Here is a 26,330-nt window from a genome sequence, read left to right as displayed (position 1 = left end):
GCAGGTCAAGAGGGAGGCGTTTAGCCTTTCAGATGCAGGATCACCCAATCGCCGATAATCTGGCGGCGGAAAAGGTGCAGCCCCTGGTCGCGGAAGGCGCTCGCCACCATGTTTTCCTGGGTTTCCAGAATGCCGGAAAGGATAATCTCCCCGCCCGGCGCCAGATGCCGCTCCATGTCCCTTGCAAGGGAAACGAGGGGGCGGGCGAGAATATTGGCAACGATGAGATCGAAGGGCGCTTTCTGGGTGATCCGCGCATGGGCAAAGCCCCGCGCCGTTACCGCCTCGATAAAAGGGCCGAGATCGTTGGCGGCCGCATTTTCCTTCGTCACTTTGACCGCCACGGGGTCGATGTCGCTCGCCAGCACTTTGCGCCGTGTCAGGCGGGCAAGAGCAAGGGCGAGAAGCCCCGTCCCGCAGCCGAGATCCAGCGCGTTCGTGATAGGGCGGCGCCGCGCGATTTCCTCGATCATGGTCAGGCAGCCATAGGTCGTCGGGTGATGCCCCGTGCCGAAGGCAAGGCCTGCTTCCACGGCAAGCGTATATTTGCCCGCCGGGCGCACATCGCGGTTATGGGCGCCGTGAATGAAAAAGCGCTGGGTTTCGATGGGTGTCAGCCCTTCAAGGGAACGGGCGACCCAATCGAGGTCGGGCAATTGCTCGACCTTCAGCGGCGGCATCGCCGCGCCATGTTCGTCAAAGAAAGGCGAGAGCGCTTTTGTGAGCGCTTCTTCGTCCGGCGCATCGAGATAATAGGCCTCGACGGCCCAGCTCGCATTTTCTTCGACTTCTACAAGCGAAAGGGCGACGGGCTCCGGCTCCACCATCCATTGCCAGAAATCGGACAGCGCATCGGCAAGATTTTCTTTGATGAGGTCCGCGCCCAGCACCAGAGTGGCTTTCCATTGACCGGCATTTGCTTCGGTCTCTTGCGGTAGGGATGACATGGCCTAGTGGCGCTCCACGAACGTGTCGATGACTTTCTTGATGCCAGCTTTTTCGAAATTCACGGTCAGCTTGTTGCCGTCGATCAGCTGAATGCGGCCATAACCGAATTTCTGGTGGAAGATGCGCTCACCCACTTCATAGCGCGAGGCCGAGGGATCGGAGGTAGCGACAAGTTCCGCCTGCGCTTCGATCTGCGGCGCCCTCGTGCGCATCGCCCCGCCATGGGCCTGCGCCTGGGCGCGCCGCCAGCCGGGGCTGCCATAATCGCTTGTCTCGAAGCTGTGTTCGAAACGGCTTTGCCCGAAGCTTTGATAGGAGCCGTATCCCGTTTCCGCTTCCAGCACTTCCACATGCTCGCGCGGCAGCTCGTCGATGAAGCGGGAGGGAATGGCGCTTTGCCAGAGATTGTGAATGCGTCTGTTGGCGGCAAAGGAAAGATGGGCGCGTTTCTTCGCCCGCGTGATGCCGACATAGGCAAGACGGCGTTCCTCTTCCAGCCCCGCCAGGCCCGATTCATCGAGCGCGCGCTGGTGCGGGAACAGCCCTTCCTCCCAGCCCGGCAGGAAAACCGTGTCGAATTCCAGCCCCTTTGCCGAGTGGAGCGTCATGAGATTGACTTTGTCTTCGCTCTCCGACTGCTGCACATCCATGACAAGGGAAATGTGTTCGAGATAGCCCAGCAGGTTCTCGAAATGCTCCATCGCCCGCACGAGTTCTTTCAGGTTGTCGAGGCGGCCCGGCGCATCGGCGGATTTGTCGTTCTGCCACATCTCGGCATAGCCCGATTCATCGAGCACGATTTCGGCAAGCTCCGTATGCGGCATGCTGGCCATGAGATGGCGCCAGCGGTCCACCATTTCGATAAAGGCGGTGAGGTTGCGCCGCGCCGGCTGTTTCAGCTCTTCGGACTGAATGAGAAGACGGGCCGCGCGCATCAGTGAGATGTTTTGCGCGCGGGCAAGCTGGCGCAGGGTCTGAACGGCTTTGTCGCCAAGGCCCCGGCGCGGCTTGTTGACGATCCGCTCGAAGGCCAGGTCGTCATCGGGCTGCGCGATCAGGCGGAAATAGGCGTTGGCGTCGCGAATTTCCATGCGCTCGTAAAAGCGCGGGCCGCCCACCACCCGGTAGGGCAGGCCGAGATTGATGAAGCGGTCTTCGAATTCGCGCATCTGGAAGCTCGCGCGCACCAGAATGGCGATCTCGTGCAAGGGATGGCCCTCGCGCATCATGTCTTCGATTTTCTCGCCGATCTGGCGGGCTTCCTCTTCCCCGTCCCAGACCCCTTGCACGGTGACGCGCTCGCCCTCATCAAGCTCGGTCCAGAGCGTTTTGCCGAGCCGGCTTTCATTAGCGCGGATAAGGCCGGAGGCGGCACCCAGAATATGCGGCGTCGAACGGTAATTCTGTTCGAGGCGAATGACTTTCGCGCCAGGAAAATCCTGTTCGAATTTCAGGATGTTGTCGACTTCCGCCCCGCGCCAGCCATAGATCGATTGGTCGTCATCGCCCACGCAGCAGATATTCTTATGCTGCTGGGCAAGCAGGCGCAGCCAGAGATATTGGGCGACATTGGTGTCCTGATATTCATCGACCAGCATGTAGCGGAAGCGGTTTTGATATTCCGCCAGTACATCCGGGTTCTCCTGAAAGAGGCGCAGGCATTCGAGCAGAAGATCGCCGAAATCGGCCGCGTTCAGCACTTTAAGGCGCGCCTGATAGGCGGCATAAAGCTCCGCGCCCTTGCCATTGGCATAAGCAAAGGCTTCGCCCTGGGGCACTTGGTCCGGCGTCAGCCCGCGGTTCTTCCATGTGTCGAGATGGGCGGCAAGGCGGCGCGCCGGCCAGCGCTTCTCGTCAATGCCTTCCGCTTCGATGAGCTGCTTGAGCAGACGGATTTGATCGTCCGTGTCGAGGATCGTGAAATCGGAGCGCAGGCCGACAAGCTCGGCATGGCGGCGCAGAATTTTCGCGCCGATGGAGTGGAACGTGCCGAGCCAGGGCATGCCTTCCACCACCCCGCCGATGAGCCGGCCGATGCGCTCCTGCATCTCCCTCGCAGCCTTGTTCGTGAAGGTCACGGCGAGGATTTGCCCCGGCCAGGCCTTGCGCGTTGCAAGCAGGTGGGCAAGGCGGGTCGTCAAAACCCGCGTTTTGCCCGTGCCGGCCCCGGCCAGAACCAGAACCGGGCCTTCCAGCGCCTCGATGGCGGCTTGCTGCTCGGCGTTCAGCCCTTGCAGATAACGCGGGCGCATGCCGGCGCTGGCAGCGGCGCTGATGGAGCGGGCGGTTTCCTCTTCCGGGATCGCGCCAAGGTCAAAGGGATCGTCTTGCGGCATGATGCCGGACCTTACTCATTTCCGGCGCGGAAAACCAGCTTGCGGCGGCCCCTTTAGGGCCTCTTCGGGAAGGGCCTAATGGTGCTCTTCGCGGGTTGCCATGATCAGCGCGTCATTGAAGGCGCGAAGCGCCCGTTTTTCGGTAATTTCCCCGACAATCATGCCGGAATCGTCGGGATGGGAGACGGGATAGGTGCTCAGCTCCCGGTTCTCCATGAGGCCCAGCGCCTTGCCCAGATTGTCGCTCGGCACGAGACGTGGGGGCTTCGGCGATTCGCTGTCTTCTTCGAGGTCCGATTGCGGGCGCGGCGTGTCATACCATGTCATGAGATCGCGCACATGAAGGGAAAGAAGCACGCGCCGGTGGGGGCCTTCATGCAGGTGCAGATGGCGCTGTTCGAGTTGCCAATGGAAAAAGCTCTTGCCGATCACGGCCTGTGTCAGCGCGGTGGAGATGGAATTCGCAAGGAGGAGCGCCACGGCGACCTCATAAGTGCCGATCAGCTCGAAAACCATGATGGTGGAAGAAAGCGGCGCGCCCAGGACGGCGGCGGCAACCGCGCCCATGCCGACAATGGCATATACGCCGTGTTCGGAGGCAAGGCCGGGAGAGATGCTGGCTGCCACAATGCCGAAGGCACCGCCCGCCATGGCGCCGAGATAGAGCGAGGGGCTGAAGACGCCGCCGCCGAACCGGGCGGCAAGCGTGATCGCCGTGGCGATGATCTTGGCGGCCACAAGGGCGATAAGCAGCCAGAGCCCGTAATTCTGTTTCAGCGCATTGTCGGTGGCTTCATAGCCGACCCCCAGCACTTCGGGAAAGAGCAGGCCGATGGCGCCGATCAGAAACCCGCCGATAACCGGTTTCGTCCAGAGCGGGATGCGGATCTTGCCTACAATATGATCGGCCACGAAAGAGGACATCATGAAGCTGATGGCAACGACAGCGCAGACGACGCCGAGCAGCGCAAAGGCCGGAAACTCCCAGTAGGACATGATTACATAGTCAGGCAGGGAGAAGGCGGGTTGATCGCCGATATGAAAGCGCACGATCGCCGTGCCGACGACGGAGGCGATGGTGGTCGGCACGAAGGCGCGCAGGGCGTAGTGGGCAAGGATCACTTCATGGGCAAAGAGCACGCCCGCAAGCGGCGCGTTGAAGGAGGCCGAGACCGCCGCTGCAACGCCGGACGCAAGCAGCACGCGGCTCATGTCTGGCGGTAGCTTGAGGTAGGTTGCGATTTTGGACGTCAGTGTTGCGCCCAGATGCACCGCAGGACCTTCGCGGCCCGCGCTTGCGCCAGCGCCGAGCGATATGGCGGCAAGACCGGCACTTACCATTCCTTCGCGGAAGGGCATGCGCCCGCTATTCAGATGCGCCGCCTCGATTACCTGCGCCACACCGCGCGGGCGTTTGCCCGGCAGCCAGAAATCAATGACGAGGCCGACCAGAAGACCGGCGGCCACGGGCCCCGCCATGACCTGCCACCAGGGCGTTTCATAAAGAAGAGAGGTGATGGCTTCCCGCCCGCTACCGATCCATAAGAACTGCACGCCGGCAATGGCGAAGCGGAAGGCGATGGTGCCGTAGGCGGCGATGATGCCGGCGGCGAGCGCGGCCAGCCAAACGACCACATGCCGCTCGGCCCAGAATTCACGCAGATTTTCCTCGATCGGCCGGTCGAGAAACATGTTGAGGAACGGGCGGAACAGACCTTTGAGCCGGTCTGCTGCCCGTTTCAGCCAATCGGTCCGCTGCTCACCCATCCGCAACCTCCAGTAGGAGGTTTACCCTAGCTGAAAGGGGTTAGCGAGGTCTTTGCAAGATTTTTCGGCAGCTTACTTACACCGGCCGATGGAGCCTTCCCCGCAGACATGCTTGCCGTCGGTCCAGGTGGCGCCCGTCAGGTCGGCATGGAGGAAGTCGGTCTGATCGAGATTGGCGGCCGTAAAATCCGCGCCCTGCAGGTTCGCCCGGAAAAGGCGGGTGCGGCGCAGTTTGGCGCCTTTGAAGCTCGCGCCCTGCAATTTTGCTTTCGTCATGTCCGCATCCGTCAGGTCAGCCTTGTCGAAGCGCGCGCCTTTCAGATCGGAACTGACGAATTTCACGCCGCGCGCTTCCACATCGGTGAAATTGGAGCCCGGGAAGGCGGAATGTTTCAGCCGCGCGCCCACCAGCCGCGCGCCGGAAAGGTCCGCTTCTTCATAGGCGACTTCCCCGAAGACGCAGCGGCTCCAATCCACACCCGGCGCAGGCGGGGCGGAACAATTGGCCAGCGCCTCCGCCTTCGGCGCAAATCCGGCCCCCGTTAGCGCCAGGAAAAAAGCAAAGGTCAGAAGCGATGCAGCGGGGAACAGTCTCATGGGCAGGTTACGCGCTCTCTTTCTTGCGCCGGATGCCGATCACACGGCCGACTTCGGCAGGGACGGGAAGAGATTTGTGCCGATCCATCAGACTTTCCAGTTTTTCTTGCACATGGGCCGGAAAAGGCGCGGTCTTGCGGGTTTCCAGGCTGACGTGGAGGCTGATCTGCTCGGAGGTCGCGGCGAGATAATTTTTTTCGGCGTGATACATCTTGCCGAAATAATGCATGCGTTTCTCGTCCCAGTCGAGAAGCTGATATTCGATGCGCACCGGGTCGCCTTCTTTGAGTTCTTGGGCGTAGGTCACGTGAATCTCGCCGATAAAGCAGGAGAACTTGCCCTCTTTCGTATAGTCCCAGCCGATGCCGAGATCGTTGAACAGCGCATCGAGCGCATTGTCGAAGAGAAGGTTGTAATAGGCCATGTTCATATGGCCGTTATAATCGATCCATGCCGGTTCGACCTTGCGGGTCGGCGTTACATAGGGTGCGGCGGGAGAATTCGCTTGGTCCGGCATGGTTGGCTCCTTTTGTCTATCTTTTGCGGGCGCAGGCGCCTTGTCAAAGTGGGGAGTTTGATGGGCGGGTGCAAGGTTTCATCCGTGCTTGGCCGCGGCGCGCGAAGGGATTAGCCTGCCCGCAGGAGTTATCGATGAACATTCACCCCGCCGCAGAAAATCGCCATGCGCCGGCCGCCTTGCTTGAGGCGCTTGCCGCGCGCTTTGGCGAGCGGTTTTCCCGCAACGCCGCGCAGCGCGAGGCGCATGGGCGCGATGAAAGCTGGCATATCCCGGCAGCGCCCGACGGTGTTTTTTATCCAGAAAGCACTGAAGAAGTGGCCGAAGCGGTGAAACTTTGCCGCGCGCATAACACGCCCATCATCGCCTTTGGCGCAGGCACCTCGCTCGAGGGGCAGGTGGCTGCACCTTCCGGCGGCATCTCTTTCGATTTTACGCGCATGAACCGGGTGCTGGCGGTCAATGCAGAAGACCTCGACGTGCGGGTGGAGGCAGGCGTTACGCGCAAGCAGCTGAATGAAGAGCTGCGCGATAAAGGCCTTTTCTTTCCCGTCGATCCCGGCGCTAATGCGACACTGGGCGGCATGGCGGCAACGCGCGCTTCGGGCACGAATGCGGTGCGTTACGGCACAATGCGTGAGAATGTGCTCAGCCTCAAAGCCGTGACGGCGGCGGGCGAGGTGATCGAGACGGGCGGGCGGGCGCGCAAATCCGCCGCCGGCTATGACATGACGCATTTGCTTATCGGTTCGGAAGGCACGCTCGGTCTCATCACCGAAGTATCGCTGAAACTTTATGGCGTGCCGGAGGCCATGGCTGCCGCCGTTTGCGCCTTTACGGATATTGAAGGCGCCGTCGCCTCCGTCATCGAGACCATTCAATGCGGCCTGCCGGTGGCGCGGATCGAAATCCTGGATGCGTTGCAGGTGCGCGCCTGCAACGCTTATTCCAAACTTTCCTTGCCTGAACAGCCGATGCTCTTTCTGGAATTTCACGGCTCGGCGAAAAGCGTCGAGGAACAGGCCGCTCAGTTCGGGGAGATCGCTTCGGCCCATGGCGGCAGCGGTTTCGATTGGGCGGTGAAGGCGGAAGACAGAAACCGGCTCTGGGAAGCCCGGCACAATGCCTATTACGCCGCCCGCGCGCTGGCGCCCGGCAAGAACGGCATGGTGACGGATGTCTGTGTGCCGATTTCCCAGCTTGCCCGCTGCATCCGTGAAACGCGCACCGATCTCGATGCTTCTTCCATTCTTGCGCCGCTGGTCGGCCATGTGGGGGACGGCAATTTCCACACGATCATGCTGATCGATCCGGACGATGCGGGGGAGGTGGCGGAAGCCAAGCGCCTGCACGACCGGATGGTGGCACGGGCGCTCGCGCTTGGCGGTACCTCGACCGGCGAGCATGGCATCGGTTCGGGCAAGCAAGGCTTTCTTGCCGAAGAGCATGGCGACACGCTGCCCTTGATGCGGGCGGTAAAGCAGGCGCTCGATCCTGAAAACCTGCTCAATCCCGGCAAGCTTGCCGGATTTTGAGCCGCTTAAGCGGCGAGGCCCCTGATAAAGGTTTCGGCATGCGCTTTCAAAAGCGCATCGGGATCGACGATACTGGGATCGGGCCCGATGGAATTCATCCAGATCCCATTCATCAGTACCGGGAATATGCACAGCGCGGCCTGGGCGCGCGCATCGCAGGGACGGAACTCGCCCGTGGCGATCCCTTTTTCGATAACGCCTGAGATCGTGGTCATGGCGCGCGCCACCACCTCGTCGCGGTGATAGGTGACGAGCTCGGGGAAATTGCGCGCTTCGGCGGCGACGATCTTCACGATCGTGCCGAGCTCCGTATGCGCCATGAGATGGCCGATGCCGAGAATGATTTCTTGCAGGAGATCGGAGAGCGAGCCTTCATGGCGGGCAACGGCAGCATTGGTGTCCGCGACGGTGGGCAGGGCGCCTTCGCGCACCAGGGCGAAGAACAGGTCTTCCTTGCTTTCGAAATAAAGATAGATCGCGGCTTTGGACACGCCTGCCGCCTCGGCCACGTCTTCAAGGCGGGTATTGGCGAAGCCGTGCTCTCCCACCAGCCGGATCGCCGCGGAGATAATGGCCTGCGGTCTGTCGCTGCGCCGGCGCACCGTGCCTTTTCCCAATGCCGCTTCCACCCTGTCCTTGTATTCCATGGCGACCATCCCCGGTTTTGGATTACGGGGCCGATCATACATGTTACTGACTGGTCAGTCACCTACGGGAAGGGCGGATTTTCGCAAGGAAACGCTCATTTTTGCGCTATTCGGCGGCCTTTTTCCGGGCTTTAAGCTCGGCCAGAAGCCGCTCCCGGCCGGAATCGAGTTCGGGCGCGGGGGGGCGGGCCGCCGGGTCCGCAAAGCCGGAGATTTTGACGGGATTACCCGCCATGCGCACCTCGCCCACATCCGGGTCTTCGGTCGAAACCACCATATTGCGGAAGAGAACTTGCGGGTCGCTCAGCGCCTGCTCGACATTGTTGATGGGGCCGCAGGGAATGCCCGCATCCCCGAGCAGCGTCAGCCAATGGCGGGCGGGTTCGCCGGTCAGCCGCGCTTCGAGCGCCGCGGTCAGCGCCTCGACGTTCTGGCAGCGGGCTTCATTGGAGGTAAAGCGCGCATCGCCTGCAAGGCCGGGCAATCCCAATAGCTCGCAAAGCCTGGTGAAAAGCGCGTCATTGCCAGCCGCGATGGTCAGATAGCCGTCTTTCGCCTTGAACGCCTGAAACGGGGTGATGGAAGGATGGCGCGCGCCGAGCGGGCCCGGCACCTTGCCGGTCGCAAAATAACGGGCAATGCCGTTTTCCAGCATGGCGATCTGGCAATCGAGCATGGAAACATCGACGCGGCGGCCCTCTCCGCCGGCCGTGCCGTTCTTTGTGCGCTCGTATAGTGCGCTGACGATGCCAAGAGCGGTAAAAAGCCCCGCGCCAATATCGCCGATCGAGGTGCCGACCCGCGTTGGCTCGCCGCCCGGATGGCCCGTCAGGCTCATGATACCGCCCATGCCTTGCACCACCATGTCATAGGCGGGCTTTTCCCGGTACGGGCCGGTCTGGCCGAAGCCGCTTGCCGAGGCGAAGATGAGGCGGGGAAAGCGCTTATGCAGGCGCTCCCAGTCATAGCCCAGTTTTTCCATGGTGCCGGGGCGGTAATTTTCCACCAGCACATCGGCATCTTCCAAAAGCGCTTCGAAAATCTCCCGGTCTTCTTCGAGCTTCAGGTTGAGCGCGATGGATTCCTTGCCCCGGTTGACGGACATGAAATAGGCCGACTTCTTGTCGATGAAGGGGCCGATATGGCGCGCATCGTCGCCGCGTTCGGGCAGTTCCACCTTGATGACGCGGGCGCCGAGATCGGCAAGCACCATGGTGCAGTAGGGCCCGGCAAGCACGCGGGTCAGATCGATGATCTTGATGCCCGAAAGCGGGCCTGCGGCGGGTTCCGCTGGCGAGGTTTGCGCCTTTGTCATGTCTCTTCGGTTCCTCCCGATTCGTCTTCAGGGTTCGCGCTCTTTGCGGGCACTTTCGCCGTTTCTCCTTGCAGGTCGCCATGCGGGGTAAGGCGGCGGCCTTCATGCAGGCGGCGTTCTTTTTCTTTGAGCAGCTTGGCCGCTTTCTTTTCCGCGCCCGTGCGCCCGGTGCGCACGCGGTTGGCGGCGGCCTTCGCCGCTTTTTCCTGGCGGGTCTCTTTCTTGCCGGATTTTTTGGATTTTTGCCGGAAATCCGAGAAATTAACTATATTTCCTTTGTCAGAACCCATAATTTCCCCGCTGAAGACCGGCATCTGACATACCATCAAGCCGGGCTTTGCCAAATACAAGGGCTCTGAATAAAAGGGGCCCTGCATATAGGGGCGTTGAATGTCTGTGGCAGGTTGTGGGGGCCGCCACCTTCAAATCCATAGACCGGACCGAAGGGGTCGTCTTGCGATGACAGTCGGGGAGGGCGCGTGAATTCCGTACTGTCTTATATTGCCGCGTTTATCGTTGTCGTTCTCTTTGCTGCGCTGATCGGCCCGAGCTTCGTCGATTGGAATTCTTTTCGCGGTGAAATCGAGAGCCGTCTGAGCGAAGCCACGGGCTGGCAGGCGGAAGTTTCCGGTGACATTCATTTCGTGCTTTTGCCCGCGCCGCGTTTTCAGCTTGGCGGTCTTGCCTTACGCGAGGCTGATGCTGCAGCCGAGGCCGCGCCGCTTGCCGACATCGGCTCCGTGGAAGGGGAAGTGGCGCTGGCCCCACTTCTGCGCGGCGATGTCGAGGTGACGCATGTGCGCCTTTCCGATTTTTCGCTGAATGTGACAGTGGATGAAGACGGGCGGCTTGACTGGAGCTCGCCCATCAATGTTTCCGATCCCGGCGCAGACAGTTATGTCGATCCCAAATCGGTCAGCCTGACCAGCGCGCAGCTCGAGCGCGGCACGTTGCAGTACCGCGACTTGCGCTCCGGGCGGGAGGTGAGCTTTGCCGGCATCAACGGCACTTTCTCCGCCGCCTCGCTGCAAGGGCCGCTCCGGGCGGATGTCGCTTTCACGCAAGGCGGTACCAAAGGCGAGGTGGAGCTTGCGGTGGGCGAGTTTGCCGGCACGAAAGCCTTTCCCGTTACTGCGGCGCTCTCATATCCGGAAATCAGCTCGCGTCTCAGCTTTTCGGGCATCGCGACTGAGTTCTCGCGTGCGGGCCGGCTCGACGGCGCTTTCCAGGCCCAGGCTGGAATGAAGGAAAAGGGCGAGCCGCTCGTCAACGTCAACGCGGGGCTCGTTGCCGGGGAAAACGAAGCGCGCCTGCGCACGCTTGTGGCAGACCTTCCGGGCGGCACGCTGAAAGGCGAGGCGGTGCTCAGCCTGTCCGGCACGCCGCGCGCTGCGCTCGATCTTTCCGCCGTCTCCCTCACGCTCGATCCCTATTTTGCAGGTCCCGAAACCGGTGAAGCCGTCGCCGGGCTTTTGTCTTATCTGCCTGCCGATATGGATTTCGAGGCCGCGATAAAAGCTGACGGTGTGCTTTACTGCGAGCGCTCCGCAAAAGAGCTTTCGGCGCAATTGATGCGGGAAGAAGGTGTCTGGCGGTTGACGGAAGCTGCGCTCAAACTGCCCCATGACGCGCGCCTTGAAATGCGCGGGCGCCGCAGTGAGGCAGCGGGCGGCAAGACCCGTTATGACGGTACCTTCAATTTGCGCGCGCCCAACGCGCAGCTCTTCTCATCCTGGCTTGCAGGCACGGCGCCGGTTAACGGCAATGGCGGGGCCGCGGCGCTCAATCTGGAAGGCACGCTCGCCCTCTCCGATACGCTTTGGCAATTTTATAATATCGAGGCCGCACTCGGTCCTGCGGGCGAGAGCGGGGCGGTGGAAGAAAATTTACGCGGCGGCTTTTCGCTTGCCCGTGTCGAGCGTCAGGCGCTCAGCATCGAGGCGCATGGGCGCGATGTGGACCTGACCCCGCTTGCGCCCCTCCTTGCGCTTCTGCCCGAAGACCCGCGCGAGATGGCAAGCGAGCGCGATATCAGCCTCGTGACGACGGGGCAGAACGTGACATTCGAAGACTGGCAGGCTGCCGAGCTTGATGCGGAAGCAGCGCTCCGCCAAGGCGCGCTTGCCATCGATCATGTGCGCCTTGCCGATCCGAGCGGCGCGTCGCTGTCGCTTTCCGGCCGCCTTGCCGGGATCGAGGATGAACCGCTCGGCGCGCTGCAGGGCCGCATCGATGCGCCGCAGGCCGGCACCTCCTTTTTCGGGCTGATCGATGAGAATTGGCAGAAGGCGGGCTACGCGCCACTGTCGGTCTATTTCGAAGCTCAAGCCGAAGCCGGGGATGACGGCGCAGGCCATTTCACCAGCATCGATCTTGAAGGGCGGGTGGCTGAAAGCTCCTTGAAAGCGCTGATCAAGCGCCGCCGTGAAAAAGAAGGCAAAGCCTTTTATGATGGCGTTCTCTCGCTCACCAATGAAAGCAGCGCCGCGCTGCTGCGCCAGCTCGGCTTTGCGCCCGGTGCAGAGGTCAGCGAAAACGGCGAGCTGCGTCTGCAAGGGGCAGGCGAGGAAGGCGGCTCTTACGAGGTTGGCGCACGGCTGACGGCCAATGGCTTTCATATATCTTCCAAAGGCAAGCTTGGCGGCGCGCTCGCCTGGCCGCCGGAAAAATTTGATGGCCGCGTCGATATTTCCGCGCCGCGCCTTGAGGCTTTGGTGCAAGGCTTCGGCTGGAACGAAGGCGAGGCGGCGGGCCTGATGCGGCTGCTCACCCGTAATGGGGCAGGCGGCGGCGTCGTTGCCGGCGGCGATGTGGCGCTTGAAGAAGGGGCGTTTCAGGTCGAAGGGCTTGAGGCGGTAGCGGGCACGTTCCGCACCTCGGGCACGCTTGGCTGGAAAATGGCGGCGGGCGAAACGCCGGGCCACCTTTCCGGCAATATCGAACTCTCCCGTCTGTCGCTTGATCCGGTTTTCGCCGAAGGCGTTGCGCCCGGCGATGTTTGGCCGACAACGCCGCTCGACTGGTCGGTGCTGGGGGATTTTACCGCCGAGCTCAATGTGAAAGCAGACCTCCTGGAGCTTGCGGGTCTGCGCATCGGGGACGCGGAAAGCCGGGCGAGTGTCGAAAGCGGCGTGCTGTCGCTCACCCCTTTCACCGGCACTTTTGCCGATAGCCGGCTTACCATGGGCATGCGCTTTGAAGGCGGGGAAAGCGAGCCCGGTATCGGCGTGACGCTATCGCTGGAATCGGCGGATGCGGCGCAGGCCACAGGTCTTGCCTTAGGGGAAAGCGCCGGGCGCGGCGAGCTCGGCCTCAGTCTTCAGATGGAAGGCAAGGGGCGCTCCTGGCTCGCGCTCGTCTCCTCGCTCGGCGGCAGCGGTCAGCTGCTTTTCGAGAATGGCGTTTTCAACGGTTTCGATCTCGACGCCTTTTCGATGGGGCTTGCGGAGCTGGAAGACATAGAAGATTTCGCGGCATTGAAAGAGCGCACGCTCGAGGAAGGGCAAACGGCGGTAACGCGCATTGCCGCGCCGCTCAATGTCGAGCAGGGACTGGTGCAAACGGTCGATGCCGAATTCGATATCCCGCTCAGCCCCGGCGCCACCGGTAAAACCTATATCGATCTGCCGCGTCTTCATGGCGACACGGAACTTACCCTGCCGCTCTCCGCGCCCGAAGGCGTGCCCGCACTTGGCTTCGTTTCCGCAGGGCCCTTGCGCGCGCTGCAAAGCCGCTTCGATACCGTGGCGGTGGAGGCCTTCATGGCGCGGCGCCTGCTCGAAAAGCAGATAGAGGATGCGGGCGTGGAAGACTTGCCGGAAGATTTAAAAGAACTGATCGAGACGCCGGAGAAAAAACCGGAAGCGGCTTCGCCCGAAGCCGCAAATGACAATGCGCCTTCAAGCGATGTGTCGTCCGATGAAGGGACTTTGCCCGAAGCGCCACGCCCGCAGGCCCGGCCCGACAAGGCGTCTTGAAGGCGTTAGCCGGGTTCACCGTCTTCTTCAGGCGCAGCGCACGCTCTTGCCGGCACTATTTCCTTGAAAACGAAAACGCGGAGCGCGCTTGAGAGGTTTTCCTCTTCCTCGCGCCCCGCGTCTATCTGGCGGATCAGTTCGTTGACCGAAACCTTGCGGGAGCAGGCCAGTTCCTTCAAGCCTTCCCAAAAGGGACGCTCAAGAGAAATGCTGGTGCGGTGGCCTGCAATGCTGACCGAGCGTTTGACGATTTTGCTCAAACCCGCTCCCTTTGCCCTGAATTACTGAGGGGCAATCATATCCTGCGGACGCACGGTCTGGTCAAATTCTTCTTCCGTCACATACCCGCCTTTCACCGCTTCCTCGCGCAGCGTCGTGCCGTTCTTATGCGCGGTCTTGGCGATTTTCGTGGCGTTGTCATAACCGATCTTCGGCGCCAGCGCGGTCACAAGCATCAAAGAACGTTCCATGAGATCGGCAATGCGATCGCGGTTCGCTTCGATGCCGTCCACGCAGTTTTCCGCGAAGCTGACGCTCGCATCGGCCAGAAGGCGGATGGACTGCAGCACATTGTAACCGATCACGGGCTTGAAGACGTTGAGCTCGAAATGGCCCTGGCTGCCGGAGAAGGTCACCGTCGTGTGGTTGCCCATCACCTGCGCGCAGACCATGGTCAAGGCTTCGCACTGGGTCGGGTTCACCTTGCCCGGCATGATGGACGAGCCCGGCTCGTTTTCGGGCAGCTGCAATTCGCCGAGGCCCGAGCGCGGGCCGGAGCCCAGGAAGCGGATATCGTTGGCGATCTTGAAGAGCGAAACGGCAACGGTGTTCAGCGCGCCGTGGGCTTCCACGCAGGCATCATGCGTTGCCAGCGCTTCGAACTTGTTCGGCGCGGTGATGAAGGGCAGCTTCGTGAAGTTCGCCACTTCTTCGGCAAACTTTTCCGCAAAGCCGATCTTGGCGTTGATGCCGGTGCCGACCGCCGTGCCGCCCTGGGCAAGTTCCAGCAACGCGGGCAGAACCGCTTCCACGCGGCGGATGCCGTTTTCGACCTGCGCCACATAGCCTGAAAATTCCTGGCCGAGCGTCAGCGGCGTTGCATCCTGGGTGTGGGTGCGGCCGATCTTGATGATGTCTTTAAAGGCTTCTGCCTTGTCGTTCAGCGAATTGCGCAGCTGCTGCAGCGCGGGCACGAGGCGGTGCGTGATCTCTTCGGCCGCTGCAATATGCATGGCGGTGGGGAAGGTGTCGTTCGAGGATTGCGAGCGGTTGCAATGATCGTTCGGATGGACCGGGTCTTTCGAGCCCATCGTGCCGCCCAGCATTTCGATCGCCCGGTTGGAGACGACTTCATTCGCATTCATGTTCGACTGAGTGCCCGAGCCCGTCTGCCAGACGACGAGGGGGAAATGATCGTCGAGCTTGCCCTCGGCCACTTCCAGCGCGGCCTCGGCAATGGTCTGGCCGATTTTCGGGTCGATATTGTCGAGCGCCATATTGGCGAGCGCCGCCGAACGCTTGATGACGCCGAGCGCCCGTACGAGCGGCTTCGGCATGGTTTCGCCGCCGATCTTGAAATTGCCGAGGGAGCGCTGCGTCTGCGCGCCCCAATATTTATCGGCGGGCACTTCAAGCGGGCCGAAGGAATCGGTCTCGGTGCGGGTCTTGCTCATGAGTGGGATCTCCCTGAAATACGGCGTCATGGCCCTCCCGCACCAGGCGGATGGGCGATTTTGGAGGCTGATTTAGCACGCAGGAGCGGGAGCGCCAAGCGGGGGACCGTGCGCTGCCTTGCCGGCGGGTAGGGAGAGAGCCCAAGCGGGCGCGTTATTTGTTCTTTCGGAAGGCGTCTAGGCTGACCACGTCGCCGCCCGCTTCACCGGGCGCCGGGCTTTCGGCATCCTCGGTGCCCGGCTCTTGCGCCGGTTCCAGTTCCTCATCCGCCGCAGCGTCCTCGCCTTGCGCGAATTGCAGGCCGAACTGGACGGAAGGGTCGAAAAAGCCCAGAAGCGCGGAGAAGGGCACCACCAGCCGTTCCGGCACTTTGTTGAAGGAGAGATTGACCGAGAATCCCTTTTCGGAGACGTCGAGATCCCAGAACTGGTGCTGGAGCACGATGGTGATTTCTTCCGGATATTGCTCTTTCAGCCGGTCGGAGATCTGCACGCCCGGCGCATCGGTGCGGAAGGAGATGTAGAAATGGTGCTCGCCCGGCAGCCCTTCCTTGCCCGCAATCTCCAGCGATTTGCGCACCACGCCTTTCAGCGCTTCCTGCGCCATCAAATCGTAGCGCATGAGATCTTGGGAGGGGGTGTCAGCCATGGGTGTTCAACCTCAACCTTTTGCCGAATCTGCCGATTTTGCCGCTTTGCAAGCCTGCCTTGCCCCCGGCGGGCTGGCAAGGGAGCTAGTGCATCCGGGCAGCGGTGTCAAAGCGGCGTTGCCGCGCGGCCACAGCTTTAACCTTATATAGGCCGCAAATTGCCGAAAGACGCTTAGGCGCGCGCAAAACCGGAGGGAAATTAAGTGAGGGCTTCTGTTGCCAGGTGCCCTCGAACCCCGCCTAACCGTGCTAACGGCTAGGGCTTAATTCGAAGCTGTCGCACTGCTTAGGCAGCGAGACGTGCTTCAGCATAGTTGTCGTTGGCAACTATCAAGTTTGGCCCGATAACGGTGGCTACCATGCCGAGCGAAAAAACTACCTTTACACCCTCGTCGATCCTGTTTCGCCCCCCTGAAGCCCGCAAAACCGTTTCAAGCGCGGGGATATTGGTGGAGGCGCCGGGTACTGCCCCCGGGTCCGATAGGCTTATTGCGTAGTCCGTTTATCGCCATAGTCGGCAATGCCGACAGCCGTAATATAAGCATCATGAGCCGCAAATAAAGGGTGAAGGGCGCCTGACCGAAGGAAGTCTTGTGCTTTCTGCAACAAGCCTGCGCCCGGCACATTCTTGCCGTTTTTGCTCCCCATTGCCGCCATTTCCCGCCGTTTGAATGCCTTCGGGCGCGGGGCACTGACTTTAAGAATAAAGGGCGGTGCGATGATAACGCGCAGGAAGGTTCTCAGCGGCTTCGGCACTCTTTTCAGCGGCGCTTTGACGGGCGGCGCGCTTTTTTCCATGCCCGGCTGCGCCGGCTCGTCCGAGGCGGGGGACGCGCCCGGCGCGGTTTTGGGTGAGGATCTGCCAGAACCCGCGCGCCAGCTCATCATCGCGGCGGAGGCCCAGATCGGCGTCACCCGGCGCTACGATCCTTCCTATGCCCGGCTCGATTATCCGGGCGGCGATGTGCCGCTGGAGCGGGGCGTGTGCACAGACGTGGTGATCCGCGCCTACCGGGCCGGGCTCGGCCTCGATTTGCAGGAGCTCGTGCATGAGGACATGCGCGCCGCGTTTGCCGACTATCCGCCCCATTGGGGTCTGAAAAAACCCGACCCCAATATCGACCACCGGCGCGTGCCGAACCTTGCCGCGTTTTTCGCCCGCCAGGGAGCGGAGGTGAAAGACGGGAGTTACAAGCCCGGCGATCTTGTCACGCAGAACGTCTTCGGCCGCCCGCATATCGTGGTGGTGAGCGCGAAAACCTCACCGCTCACCGGGCGCCGGCGCATCATTCACAACATGGGCCGCGGCACGGAATATGGCGACTGGCTCGGGCTTTTCCCCGAGACGGGCCATTTCCGTTTCCGCACGCTTGCCGTTTGACGGGCGGGTTTAGCCCGCAGGCAATTGCTCCTTGAAGACGCGGATGACATTGCCGCCCATGATCTTGCGGATTTCTTCATCCGTGAAACCGGCCTTGCGCATTTCCTCCGTCAGGATGGCAAGTTCGGATGTGTCGAAAAGAACCGTCGTGCCGCCATCATAGTCCGAGCCGAGGCCGACATGATCGGCGCCCAGAAGGTCGGCGGCATAGCGCAGGGATTTGACGACATTCGCCGGATCGATCTTGCAGACCGCGCCGTCCCAATAGCCGATGCCGATGACGCCGCCGCGTTCGGCGATGCGTTTCATCAGATCGTCTTCGAGGTTGCGCGCGGTGTTGCAGGCGCCTTTAACGCCCGTGTGGGACACGAAGATCGGGCCATCCGTCATCGCCAGCACATCCTCCACCACGGCGGGGGAGGAATGGGCGACATCGATCATGACGCCTTGCGCTTCCAGCTCGCGCACGACCTCCTTGCCGAAATCGGTCAGCCCGGCGCCCGAAAGCCCGTGCAGCGAGCCGCCCAGCTTATTGTCGAAGAAATGATGCAGGCCCATCATCCGGTAGCCTGCGTCGTAAAGCACTTTGACGTTGGCGACATCGCCTTCCAGCGGATGAAGGCCTTCGGTCGCCAGCAGCCCGGCGACGATCTCCTTGCCTTCGGCCCGCGCGCTCAAAACTTCTTCCAGATCGGCTTTCGTGCGCACGACTTTCAGCGCCTCGGGGGCGTCTTCTGCTGCGGCCTTTAGTTTGTCCGCCTGATAAAGCGCGCGCTCCAGAAGGCTGCGCCAGGTGCGGGCCGGCCAGCGCTGGACCATGGCAAGCAGGGTGATCTGGTCGCTGTCAGCGGTGTTCTCGTCATAGTTCAGGCCCTGGGGCACTTTGGTGACGACGGAAAAGACCTGCAGCGCCACATTGCCGTCCACGAGGCGGGGCACATCTACATGGCCGCGATCGGCTCTCGACAAGGGATCGCGGGCCCAGAGCAGCGTGTCGGAGTGCAGATCGGCGATGACGAGGCTTTCATGCAGCGCGGAAGAAGCCTCCCCGATCTCGTATGGGGCGTGTTCCTCGACCACATTCGTGGTGCTTTCCAGATAGCCCGGCACGATGGCAAGGGCGGCGACGGCGGCGGCCACCACAAGGCCGAGCCCGATCAAAACTGCTTTTTTCACTTTCTGCTCCCCATTTTTCCCCAGCTTTTTGCCGGGCGGGGCATTTCTTGCGCCCCTCTGCTGGCCGCCATTCTGGCTCAAGCGGAGCGGGGGCGCTAGACTGGCGGGCGAAAGAATCAGGAAGGGCCCGATGCAGCAATATCTCGATCTGATGCGGCTGGTGCGCGACAAAGGGGTGGAAAAGTCCGACCGGACCGGCACCGGCACGCGCTCCGTCTTCGGCCACCAGATGCGCTTCGATCTTTCGGAGGGCTTCCCGCTGGTGACGACGAAGAAGCTGCATCTGAAATCCATCATCCACGAGCTGCTCTGGTTTCTGGCGGGCGACACGAATATCGCCTATCTGAAAGCGAACGGCGTACGCATCTGGGATGAATGGGCGGATGAGAGCGGCGATCTCGGTCCCGTTTACGGCCATCAATGGCGCAGCTGGCCCGCGCCGGGCGGCACGAAGATCGACCAGATCAAGAACCTCATTCAGCAGATCGAGAACAACCCGGATTCGCGCCGGCTTATCGTTTCGGCCTGGAATGTCGCCGATGTCGACCACATGGCGCTGCCGCCCTGCCACTGCCTCTTTCAGTTCTATGTGGCGGACGGCAAGCTTTCCTGTCAGCTCTATCAGCGCTCGGCGGATATTTTCCTCGGCGTGCCCTTCAACATCGCGTCTTACGCGCTGCTCACCATGATGATCGCACAGGTAACGGGGCTCAAGCCCGGCGAGTTCATCCACACATTCGGCGACGCGCATCTTTATCTCAATCATCTGGAACAAGCGGACAAGCAACTTCAGCGCGACCCGCGCCCCTTGCCGCAGATGAAGATCAATCCGGATGTGAAGAGCATTTTCGACTTCACCTATGATGATTTCGAGCTGGTGGGCTACGACCCCCACCCGCATATCGCCGCCCCGGTCGCGGTTTAGACTGATTTTTCAGTTTATTTTGCCTCGTTTATCTGCTAGCCGAGCGGCTAGTAATTCTTTGTTTTCCTCCGAGCAGCTAGCATTTGGCGGTCTAGGCGGTTTTTTGTCTCGAATCGCTCTATGAATCGCTACCATTATGCTATCGTTATTTGCCTGCAGAGAGGGGCGGCTTTGGTAGCCAAATGGGGGGCTATTCAAAGTTAGGGGCGCGGCACATTCATGGTAAAAAACGTTCAAATACCAATGCCATCTATTGCGTACGTAGTTGCGCGAAGTGCTCCCGGGCATGTGATTGGCTGTGAGAACTCGATGCCATGGCATTTGAGAACCGATTTACAGAGGTTCAAAAAAATAACGTCCAATCACGCCATTATCATGGGTCGTAAAACTTTGGAGTCTATCGGGCGGCCTCTACCAAACCGATTGAATATTGTTTTGTCGAGAACTGCTGGCTTTGATCAACATCAAAGTTTGTGGGGGAAAGACTGCAACTTAATTTGGGCAAAAGATCGAGAGTCTGCTCTGTTCTTCGCAGACGTTTATACAATGTTGCATGGGCAGGACGAATTTTTCGTTATTGGAGGCGCTGAGATCTATAAGGCTTTTCATGACTTGTTTAACAAGATTCATCTAACAGAAGTGTTGGCAGACAACATAGAAGGCGATGCGCATTTTAATTATTCCTTTGAAGCAAAGGAATGGAAGGCCACGCAAGAAGACGAGTTGCCAGCCTCTGAAAACGATGACTATCCAACTCGGTATATCGTGTTTGAACGAAAGGTAAAACGTGACCGCCGGCGTTGGTCTGAAGAGTTCCTTACTGATAGCAGTGAGATGATTGAGTTCCTGAAATCGCATCAAGCGTTACCAGCAAACTCCTGTGGCGTTCGTGAGGAAGAGAGTGCTCAAGGTGTATTATCGGAACTTTTGACCGGCACATAAGCGTGGGCGAATTCGTATCCATGAATTTTCGAGTTCTAAAACTCAAGCCCTCTCCCAACCAATATCTCGTCGCCCCGGAAGGGCTTTGCGAGAACGCGACGCCCCATCGCACGGCCCCGGTTTTTTCCATGAGCCGCGAAAAGCTCGACGCGTTGATGAGCGATCTTGTTCTCAAGCAGCCGCGCACGCGCCGGCGCAATGTGGAAACGGCGCCTGGCCAGCATGAATTCGTTCAGCGCACGGCGCTTCTCGGTTTTCCCGATTGGATCACGTTCGAGGCGTTGGAAGTGGAGGGCGGCAAATCCACCCTCGCGCTTTACAGCCGCTCGGTCTATGGTTGGTCTGACCTCGGGGCGAATAAGAAGCGGATCGACGGTTGGCTCGCCAAGCTGGAAGAGACAGTGCGGCGGCAGGGGTGAGAGGTCCGCGCCGGCTGGGACAAGCGCCACATTAAGAGCGCGGGTATCAGTGCGTAACGTGTGCGTAGAGAGAGTTTCCGCAACAGATCCGGCAGTTCGTGGTGGCCTGCCGCGCCTTTAGACAAGAGCGCGTGCCCCATGGAATTTGAAACACTGACCCTTCCTTTTGCCGCCAGCCATTACCTCGTCGCGCCGCAAGGCCTTTGCCAGGCGGCGGTGCCGCATCGATATTCACCCGTTTTCAGTGCGCCGCCCGAAGCGCTTGAGGAACGGCTTCTCCGGCTTATCAAGCTCGAGCCCGGCATGATCGAGCGGCTGCAGGACAAAGAAGAAGGCCAGCACACTTATGTGCAGCGCTCCTTCTTTCTCAATCTGCCCGAGATCGTGACCTTCCAGGCCTGCGCGGAAGGCGAGGGCAAATCCAGCATCGCCATTTATTCGCGCTCCGAAACGGCGCTGCCCGATTTCGGCGGCAACAAATACCGGGTGGAAAGCTGGCTCGGTTATCTGGAAGAAAGTTTCGAGACGGTCTGGTAGCGCGCGCTTTTCGCCTCTTTGCCCAAGACCCGGCCTTGCATGTTGAGGGCTGGCTGCCGACAATGCCCGCCGGAATCAGAACCCAATTAGGGAGAGCCCCCATGGACGTGCGCGCGGCAGTCGCTTTCGAAGCAGGAAAACCGCTTGAGATCGAGACGGTTCAACTGGAAGGGCCGAAAGCCGGCGAAGTTCTGGTGGAGATCAAGGCGAGCGGCATTTGCCATACCGACGCCTTCACGCTTTCGGGCGAGGACCCGGAAGGGCTTTTCCCTTCCATCTTCGGTCATGAAGGGGCGGGCGTTGTCGTCGAATGCGGGCCGGGCGTGACCTCGCTCAAGCCGGGCGATCACGTCATCCCGCTTTATACGCCCGAGTGCCGGGAGTGCGAGTATTGCCTCAATCCCAAAACCAATCTCTGCCAGGCGGTCCGCGCGACACAGGGCCAGGGCCTGATGCCGGACGGCACGAGCCGTTTTTCCTATAAGGGTAAGCCCATCTTTCACTACATGGGCTGCTCGACCTTTGCCAATTACACGGTGCTGCCGGAAATCGCGCTGGCGAAAATCCGTGAGGACGCGCCCTTCGACAAGGTTTGCTATATCGGCTGCGGCGTGACGACCGGCATCGGCGCGGTGGTCAACACCGCCAAGGTAACGCCGGGCGCGCGGGTCGTCGTGTTCGGGCTCGGCGGCATCGGGCTCAATGTCATTCAGGGCGCGCGGATGGTGGGCGCGGATCAGATCGTCGGCGTCGATATCAATCCGGCGAAGAAACCGCTCGCTGAAAAATTCGGCATGACCGATTTCGTCAATCCGAAAGAAGTGAGCGGGGATCTTGTCGCCCATCTTGTGGAACTGACGGGCGGCGGCGCGGATTGGAGCTTTGAATGTATCGGGCGCACGGACACGATGCGCCAGGCGCTCGAATGCTGCCATAAGGGCTGGGGTGAGAGTGTCATCATCGGCGTTGCGGGCGCGGGCCAGGAAATTTCGACGCGGCCCTTCCAGCTCGTTACGGGGCGGACCTGGAAAGGCTCGGCCTTTGGCGGCGCGCGCGGGCGCACGGACGTGCCGAAAATCGTCGATTGGTATATGGACGGGAAGATCAATATCGACGATCTGATCACGCATACGATGCCGCTTGAAGAGATCAACAAAGGCTTCGATCTCATGCATGAGGGCCATTCCATCCGTTCCGTCGTGGTTTACTGATGAGCGATCTGGAAATTCTCGAAGAGCACAGCTGTTTTGACGGGCGCGTTCTCATTTGCCGCCACGGTTCGGCGGCAACGGGCACGTCCATGCGCTTTTCGCTTTTCCTGCCGGAGGGGGAGGGGCCGTTCCCGCTGCTTGTCTGGCTCTCGGGCCTTACCTGCACGGAAGATAATTTCACCAACAAGGCGGGCGCTTACCGCAAGGCAAGTGAGCTTGGCCTTGCTATTGCCGCGCCCGATACGAGCCCGCGCGGCGAGGGCGTTGCGAATGACGAGGCTTATGACCTCGGCCAGGGCGCGGGCTTTTATCTCGATGCGCGCGAGGCACCCTGGGCGGCGCATTTCAAAATGGAAAGCTACATCACCCGCGATTTGCAGGATGTGCTGAGCGCGAACTTTCCGCTCGATATGGAACGGCGCGGAATTTCCGGCCATTCCATGGGTGGGCACGGCGCGCTGACGCTTGCGCTGAAACATCCGGATCTTTTCCGCTCCGTCTCCGCCTTTGCGCCTATCGTCTCGCCGACGCGCTGCCCCTGGGGCGAGAAAGCGTTCAGCGCCTATCTCGGTAAGGACCGGGCCGCCTGGGCCGCGCATGATGCGGCGCTTTTGATGGAGAGCGGCGCGGCGCGCTATGCCTTCGATGAAATTCTCATCGATCAGGGGCTTGCCGATGGGTTTCTCGAAGAACAATTGAAGCCCGAGCTTTTCGAGGAAGCCTGCGAGAAGGCGGGCCAGCGCCTCATCCTGCGCCGGCAGGAAGGCTATGATCATTCCTATTTCTTCATTCAGTCCTTCATCGAAGATCATCTGGAATTTCACCGCGTGCGGCTGAGCTGATCTCTTACGCTGCGGCATGGGCGTAGGCCGTATGGACCCCGGGACAAGCCCGGGGTGACACTTGGTGTGTGCAGCGGAGCAGTGCCTCTCACCCGCACAGTTGTCACCCCGGGCTTGTCCCGGGGTCCATAGTGCGCCGCAAATGGTTGTGGCGTCCGCTCCCCTAGTCATTAGCGCAGCGGCCTGACAGAATGCCTCCTATAAACACAAAAATCAGGGAGGGCTTCATGCTCGAGATGGAAGAAATTGCCAGCGGTCTGAAATTTCCCGAAGGGCCGATCGCCATGGATGATGGCAGCGTCATTCTGGTGGAGATCGAGCGCGGTACGCTCAGCCGCGTCAGCGAAGACGGCAAAGTCGACGTCATCGCCGATCTCGGCGGCGGGCCGAACGGCGCGGCGATCGGGCCGGACGGTGCGGTTTATGTTTGCAACAATGGCGGCTTTGAATGGCATCACCGGGACGGGCTGACCATTCCGGGTGACATCGCTCCGGATTATTCGGGCGGGCGCATCGAGCGCGTCGATCTGGCCACCGGCAAAGTCGACACGCTTTATACCGAATGCGGCGGCAATCCCTTGAACGGGCCGAACGATATCGTCTTCGATAAGGAAGGCGGGTTCTGGTTCACCGATCTTGGCAAGTCGCGCGGGCGCATCAAGGACCGCGGCGCGCTTTATTATGCAAAACCCGACGGGTCGATGATCACCGAAGCGGTGTTTCCGCTCGAAAGCCCCAACGGGGTCGGCCTTTCGCCGGATGAAAAGACCGTCTATGTGGCCGACACGGTGCCGGGCCGGCTTTGGGGCTTCGACATCGAAAAGCCGGGCGTCATCAAGAAAAGTGACGGGCCGTTGCCTGGCAATTTCGTTGGCGCGCCGCAGGGGCTCAATTTCTTCGACTCGCTGGCAGTCGATGCGGAAGGCAATGTCTGTGTCGCGACGATTTTCAATGGCGGCATTACCTCCATTTCGCCGGACGGTGCGAAGATCGAGCATTTCGCGACCGGCGATTTCATCACCACGAATATCTGTTTCGGCGGTAAGGACCTGAAGACGGCGTATCTGACGCTGTCGTCCACGGGGCGTCTTGTGAAATGCACTTGGCCGCGCGCCGGGCTGCCGCTCAACTTCCATAACAAGTAAGCGCGAAAAACGCTGCACCCGGATTTGTTTCGTCCGGGTGCAGATTTACCCTTGTCCTTATGGTTAACGCATGTCAGCATGCCTCGCGTTTTTGGGGGAAATCCAGGATAAACCGAGGAGGAAAGAGATGCGTTTCATCGTAGCTCTTGTGTTTGCGTTTGCGTCCATGACCGGCATTGCCATGGCCGATCCGATGGCCAGTTTCTACGGCAACACCGTGGTCGTGAATAATCCGGAAAGCGGCGAGCGCCAGGTGCATATCAATGAAGACGGCACCTATAGTCAGACACTGGCCGACGGCACTAGCGTCGAAGGCACCTGGGAAATGAAGGGCGAGGAGGTTTGCTTCACGTCCGGCGAGAACGAGCCTTACTGCACCTCGGCGGAAAGCCGTTCCGTTGGCGATACGTGGGAGCTGACGAACCCGGCGGGCGTAACCGAAACGGCATCGCTCGAAGAAGGGCGCTGATCTTTCGGGCTACTACAAAACGAAACGGCCGGTCCTTTGCGGGACCGGCCGTTTTCTTTTGAGCGGGCGCGCTTCATGAAATGGAAATCTTTGGCGGCTTACGTGCGCCGCCTTCCTCATAAAGCTTGGCGGCAAGGCGCGTTGCGATATCCATGAAGGGCGTTGCCGCTTTGCTGCCCGGATCGGTGGCAACGATGGGCTTGCCCTCGTCCATGCCTGCGCGAATGTCCGGCACGAGCGGCACATCGCCCAGGAAATCGGCCTTCAGTTCCTCGGCCACGCGCTTTGCGCCGCCTTCCCCGAAAATATAGGTCTTCTCGCCCGAGCCTGGCGCTTCGTAATAAGCCATGTTCTGCACGATGCCGAAGACGGGCACATGGGTTTTCTCGAACATGGCGATACCGCGGCGCGCATCCATCAGCGCGATTTCCTGCGGCGTCGACACGATGACGGCGCCGGCAAGCGGCACGCGCTGCACCATGGTCAGCTGCGCATCGCCCGTGCCGGGGGGAAAGTCCACGATCAGCACGTCAAGCTCGCCCCAGTCGACCTCGCTCATCATTTGCGTCAGCGCCGATTGCACCATCGGCCCGCGCCAGATCATGGCGGTGCTGTCATCGACCATATAGCCGATGGACATGGTCTTGATGCCGTAAGCTTCGAGCGGCAGGAGTTTCTTGTTTTCGCTTACCTGCGGCTTGCCGGAAAGGCCCATCATGCGCGGCACTGAGGGCCCGTAAATATCCGCGTCCAACAGGCCGACTTTCATGCCGAGATGGCCGAGCGCCAGGGCGAGGTTAACCGCAAGCGTCGATTTGCCGACGCCGCCTTTGCCGCTCGCCACGGCGACGATTGCTTTGACGCCGGGAATGTTTTGCGGGCCGGGTTGTGCCGATGGCGCACGTTTCGGTGCGGCGGGCGCCGGGCGAGAGGCGGAGGGGGTGTCGCTATGGGCGGTCAGAACCGCGGTCACGGAGAGGACACCCTTGATCTGCTTGACCGCCTCTTCGCAGGCACGGCGGAGCGGTTCCTTCGCCTCGGCCTCTTTCGGGTCGATTTCGAGGGAGAAACCGATATTGCCGTTCTTAACGACGACGCCTTGCACGATGCCCGCGCTCACGACGTCTTTACCGGTTTCGGGGTCGGTAACGGTCGATAGGGTTTTTAGGACGTCTTCCCGTGTTACAGACATGGATATTGCCGGTCCTCTTCCTATATCCCTGAAGGGGGCTTTGATTGCGCGGGTGGTCTGCCTGTCATATAACCCCTCAAGGCCTTTTTCCAAAGGCAGCATAAGAATTTGTGCGGTCCGGCGGGGTGA

At 60.7% G+C, this 26,330-nt stretch carries 24 protein-coding genes and 1 other RNA gene; 11 read left to right on the top strand and 14 right to left on the bottom strand.

From position 1 onward, the window contains the following. Window positions 1–20: 20 nt before the first annotated feature. The 5 genes from ACOQOT_RS10750 to ACOQOT_RS10730 form a co-directional block, all read right to left on the bottom strand. Entirely contained in the window at window positions 21–947 is a 927-nt protein-coding gene (locus ACOQOT_RS10750) for a 50S ribosomal protein L11 methyltransferase (protein WP_420559266.1), read from the bottom strand. Between the two features lie 3 nt (window positions 948–950). Beyond that, on the bottom strand, window positions 951–3,284 hold the full coding sequence (locus ACOQOT_RS10745; protein ID WP_420559265.1) for a UvrD-helicase domain-containing protein: 2,334 nt from the start codon (window positions 3,282–3,284) through the stop codon (window positions 951–953). 75 nt (window positions 3,285–3,359) lie between these two features. Beyond that, window positions 3,360–5,051 carry a chloride channel protein gene (locus ACOQOT_RS10740; RefSeq protein ID WP_420559264.1) on the bottom strand — a complete coding sequence of 564 codons (1,692 nt, stop codon included), beginning with the start codon at window positions 5,049–5,051 and terminating at the stop codon, window positions 3,360–3,362. Window positions 5,052–5,123: 72 nt separating this feature from the next. Continuing rightward, window positions 5,124–5,648, bottom strand: a complete 525-nt coding sequence (locus ACOQOT_RS10735) for a pentapeptide repeat-containing protein (RefSeq protein ID WP_420559263.1) — start codon at window positions 5,646–5,648, stop codon at window positions 5,124–5,126. Window positions 5,649–5,655: 7 nt separating this feature from the next. Continuing rightward, window positions 5,656–6,165 carry a thioesterase family protein gene (locus ACOQOT_RS10730; RefSeq protein ID WP_420559262.1) on the bottom strand — a complete coding sequence of 170 codons (510 nt, stop codon included), beginning with the start codon at window positions 6,163–6,165 and terminating at the stop codon, window positions 5,656–5,658. A 134-nt stretch (window positions 6,166–6,299) separates the two neighbouring features. Here ACOQOT_RS10730 and ACOQOT_RS10725 point away from each other — a divergent pair, with 134 nt between their 5' ends. Beyond that, a complete protein-coding gene (locus tag ACOQOT_RS10725) occupies window positions 6,300–7,700 on the top strand; it encodes an FAD-binding oxidoreductase (protein ID WP_420559261.1) in 1,401 nt (466 codons plus the stop codon). A gap of 5 nt (window positions 7,701–7,705) precedes the next feature. On the opposite strand, the gene ACOQOT_RS10720 is transcribed toward ACOQOT_RS10725, so the two are convergent. From ACOQOT_RS10720 to ACOQOT_RS10710, 3 genes are all read right to left on the bottom strand, one after another. Next, window positions 7,706–8,347, bottom strand: a complete 642-nt coding sequence (locus ACOQOT_RS10720; RefSeq protein WP_420559260.1) for a TetR/AcrR family transcriptional regulator — start codon at window positions 8,345–8,347, stop codon at window positions 7,706–7,708. 106 nt (window positions 8,348–8,453) lie between these two features. Further along, a complete protein-coding gene (locus tag ACOQOT_RS10715; protein ID WP_420559259.1) occupies window positions 8,454–9,662 on the bottom strand; it encodes a CaiB/BaiF CoA transferase family protein in 1,209 nt (402 codons plus the stop codon). After that, window positions 9,659–10,039 carry a DUF4169 family protein gene (locus ACOQOT_RS10710; protein ID WP_420559258.1) on the bottom strand — a complete coding sequence of 127 codons (381 nt, stop codon included), beginning with the start codon at window positions 10,037–10,039 and terminating at the stop codon, window positions 9,659–9,661. Before ACOQOT_RS10710 ends, ACOQOT_RS10715 begins: the two co-directional genes overlap by 4 nt. Window positions 10,040–10,141: 102 nt before the next feature. On the opposite strand from ACOQOT_RS10710, the gene ACOQOT_RS10705 reads away from it, so the two are divergent. Further along, complete coding sequence (locus ACOQOT_RS10705; protein WP_420559257.1) at window positions 10,142–13,639, top strand: AsmA family protein; 3,498 nt, start codon at window positions 10,142–10,144, stop codon at window positions 13,637–13,639. Between the two features lie 5 nt (window positions 13,640–13,644). Here ACOQOT_RS10705 and ACOQOT_RS10700 read toward each other — a convergent pair whose 3' ends face one another. From ACOQOT_RS10700 to ssrA, 4 genes are all read right to left on the bottom strand, one after another. Continuing rightward, window positions 13,645–13,899 carry a ribbon-helix-helix domain-containing protein gene (locus ACOQOT_RS10700; protein WP_420559256.1) on the bottom strand — a complete coding sequence of 85 codons (255 nt, stop codon included), beginning with the start codon at window positions 13,897–13,899 and terminating at the stop codon, window positions 13,645–13,647. 21 nt (window positions 13,900–13,920) lie between these two features. Next, window positions 13,921–15,312: a class II fumarate hydratase gene (fumC, locus tag ACOQOT_RS10695; RefSeq protein WP_420559255.1), complete on the bottom strand. Its 1,392-nt coding sequence runs from the start codon at window positions 15,310–15,312 to the stop codon at window positions 13,921–13,923. Window positions 15,313–15,466: 154 nt separating this feature from the next. Then, complete coding sequence (locus ACOQOT_RS10690; protein WP_420559254.1) at window positions 15,467–15,961, bottom strand: SspB family protein; 495 nt, start codon at window positions 15,959–15,961, stop codon at window positions 15,467–15,469. 203 nt (window positions 15,962–16,164) lie between these two features. Next, window positions 16,165–16,528, bottom strand: a transfer-messenger RNA (tmRNA) gene (ssrA, locus tag ACOQOT_RS10685). Window positions 16,529–16,680: 152 nt separating this feature from the next. Between ssrA and ACOQOT_RS10680 the strand changes: the two genes are divergently transcribed. Beyond that, window positions 16,681–17,343, top strand: a complete 663-nt coding sequence (locus tag ACOQOT_RS10680) for a DUF1287 domain-containing protein (protein WP_420559253.1) — start codon at window positions 16,681–16,683, stop codon at window positions 17,341–17,343. A 9-nt stretch (window positions 17,344–17,352) separates the two neighbouring features. On the opposite strand, the gene ACOQOT_RS10675 is transcribed toward ACOQOT_RS10680, so the two are convergent. Continuing rightward, window positions 17,353–18,519 (bottom strand): dipeptidase, encoded by a 1,167-nt coding sequence (locus ACOQOT_RS10675; protein ID WP_420559252.1) that lies wholly within the window; start codon window positions 18,517–18,519, stop codon window positions 17,353–17,355. A gap of 130 nt (window positions 18,520–18,649) precedes the next feature. Between ACOQOT_RS10675 and ACOQOT_RS10670 the strand changes: the two genes are divergently transcribed. From ACOQOT_RS10670 to ACOQOT_RS10635, 8 genes are all read left to right on the top strand, one after another. Then, window positions 18,650–19,444, top strand: coding sequence for a thymidylate synthase (locus ACOQOT_RS10670; RefSeq protein WP_420559251.1), 795 nt, complete (start codon window positions 18,650–18,652; stop codon window positions 19,442–19,444). A gap of 219 nt (window positions 19,445–19,663) precedes the next feature. Further along, window positions 19,664–20,386, top strand: coding sequence for a dihydrofolate reductase (locus ACOQOT_RS10665; protein ID WP_420559250.1), 723 nt, complete (start codon window positions 19,664–19,666; stop codon window positions 20,384–20,386). Between the two features lie 20 nt (window positions 20,387–20,406). After that, a complete protein-coding gene (locus ACOQOT_RS10660; RefSeq protein ID WP_420559249.1) occupies window positions 20,407–20,805 on the top strand; it encodes a DUF1499 domain-containing protein in 399 nt (132 codons plus the stop codon). A gap of 138 nt (window positions 20,806–20,943) precedes the next feature. Continuing rightward, on the top strand, window positions 20,944–21,342 hold the full coding sequence (locus ACOQOT_RS10655) for a hypothetical protein (protein WP_420559248.1): 399 nt from the start codon (window positions 20,944–20,946) through the stop codon (window positions 21,340–21,342). A gap of 101 nt (window positions 21,343–21,443) precedes the next feature. Continuing rightward, complete coding sequence (locus ACOQOT_RS10650; RefSeq protein ID WP_420559247.1) at window positions 21,444–22,553, top strand: S-(hydroxymethyl)glutathione dehydrogenase/class III alcohol dehydrogenase; 1,110 nt, start codon at window positions 21,444–21,446, stop codon at window positions 22,551–22,553. Window positions 22,554–22,561: 8 nt separating this feature from the next. After that, the gene (fghA, locus tag ACOQOT_RS10645; protein ID WP_420561937.1) at window positions 22,562–23,395 is read left to right on the top strand and encodes an S-formylglutathione hydrolase; all 834 of its coding nucleotides are present in this window, start codon (window positions 22,562–22,564) and stop codon (window positions 23,393–23,395) included. A gap of 227 nt (window positions 23,396–23,622) precedes the next feature. Further along, entirely contained in the window at window positions 23,623–24,540 is a 918-nt protein-coding gene (locus ACOQOT_RS10640; RefSeq protein ID WP_420559246.1) for an SMP-30/gluconolactonase/LRE family protein, read from the top strand. Window positions 24,541–24,667: 127 nt separating this feature from the next. Continuing rightward, on the top strand, window positions 24,668–25,009 hold the full coding sequence (locus tag ACOQOT_RS10635) for a hypothetical protein (protein ID WP_420559245.1): 342 nt from the start codon (window positions 24,668–24,670) through the stop codon (window positions 25,007–25,009). A gap of 73 nt (window positions 25,010–25,082) precedes the next feature. Here ACOQOT_RS10635 and ACOQOT_RS10630 read toward each other — a convergent pair whose 3' ends face one another. After that, a complete protein-coding gene (locus ACOQOT_RS10630; protein ID WP_420559244.1) occupies window positions 25,083–26,201 on the bottom strand; it encodes an Mrp/NBP35 family ATP-binding protein in 1,119 nt (372 codons plus the stop codon). Window positions 26,202–26,330 lie beyond the last annotated feature (129 nt).

The sequence above is a fragment of the Tepidicaulis sp. genome (assembly GCF_965222285.1).
GTDB lineage: Bacteria > Pseudomonadota > Alphaproteobacteria > Parvibaculales > Parvibaculaceae > Tepidicaulis.
This window is presented reverse-complemented; position numbering and strand designations above follow the sequence as displayed.

Coding starts and splice junctions, on each gene's coding strand:
- ACOQOT_RS10680 (WP_420559253.1), top strand. CDS start 16,681: ATGATAACGCGCAGGAAGGTTCTCAGCGGCTTCGGCACTCTTTTCAGC.
- ACOQOT_RS10630 (WP_420559244.1), bottom strand. CDS start 26,201: ATGTCTGTAACACGGGAAGACGTCCTAAAAACCCTATCGACCGTTACC.
- ACOQOT_RS10665 (WP_420559250.1), top strand. CDS start 19,664: ATGGTAAAAAACGTTCAAATACCAATGCCATCTATTGCGTACGTAGTT.
- ACOQOT_RS10690 (WP_420559254.1), bottom strand. CDS start 15,961: ATGGCTGACACCCCCTCCCAAGATCTCATGCGCTACGATTTGATGGCG.
- ACOQOT_RS10750 (WP_420559266.1), bottom strand. CDS start 947: ATGTCATCCCTACCGCAAGAGACCGAAGCAAATGCCGGTCAATGGAAA.
- fumC (WP_420559255.1), bottom strand. CDS start 15,312: ATGAGCAAGACCCGCACCGAGACCGATTCCTTCGGCCCGCTTGAAGTG.
- ACOQOT_RS10635 (WP_420559245.1), top strand. CDS start 24,668: ATGCGTTTCATCGTAGCTCTTGTGTTTGCGTTTGCGTCCATGACCGGC.
- ACOQOT_RS10660 (WP_420559249.1), top strand. CDS start 20,407: ATGAATTTTCGAGTTCTAAAACTCAAGCCCTCTCCCAACCAATATCTC.
- ACOQOT_RS10745 (WP_420559265.1), bottom strand. CDS start 3,284: ATGCCGCAAGACGATCCCTTTGACCTTGGCGCGATCCCGGAAGAGGAA.
- ACOQOT_RS10735 (WP_420559263.1), bottom strand. CDS start 5,648: ATGAGACTGTTCCCCGCTGCATCGCTTCTGACCTTTGCTTTTTTCCTG.
- ACOQOT_RS10725 (WP_420559261.1), top strand. CDS start 6,300: ATGAACATTCACCCCGCCGCAGAAAATCGCCATGCGCCGGCCGCCTTG.
- ACOQOT_RS10740 (WP_420559264.1), bottom strand. CDS start 5,051: ATGGGTGAGCAGCGGACCGATTGGCTGAAACGGGCAGCAGACCGGCTC.
- ACOQOT_RS10710 (WP_420559258.1), bottom strand. CDS start 10,039: ATGCAGGGCCCCTTTTATTCAGAGCCCTTGTATTTGGCAAAGCCCGGC.
- ACOQOT_RS10655 (WP_420559248.1), top strand. CDS start 20,944: ATGGAATTTGAAACACTGACCCTTCCTTTTGCCGCCAGCCATTACCTC.
- ACOQOT_RS10730 (WP_420559262.1), bottom strand. CDS start 6,165: ATGCCGGACCAAGCGAATTCTCCCGCCGCACCCTATGTAACGCCGACC.
- ACOQOT_RS10715 (WP_420559259.1), bottom strand. CDS start 9,662: ATGACAAAGGCGCAAACCTCGCCAGCGGAACCCGCCGCAGGCCCGCTT.
- ACOQOT_RS10650 (WP_420559247.1), top strand. CDS start 21,444: ATGGACGTGCGCGCGGCAGTCGCTTTCGAAGCAGGAAAACCGCTTGAG.
- ACOQOT_RS10640 (WP_420559246.1), top strand. CDS start 23,623: ATGCTCGAGATGGAAGAAATTGCCAGCGGTCTGAAATTTCCCGAAGGG.
- ACOQOT_RS10720 (WP_420559260.1), bottom strand. CDS start 8,347: ATGGAATACAAGGACAGGGTGGAAGCGGCATTGGGAAAAGGCACGGTG.
- ACOQOT_RS10670 (WP_420559251.1), top strand. CDS start 18,650: ATGCAGCAATATCTCGATCTGATGCGGCTGGTGCGCGACAAAGGGGTG.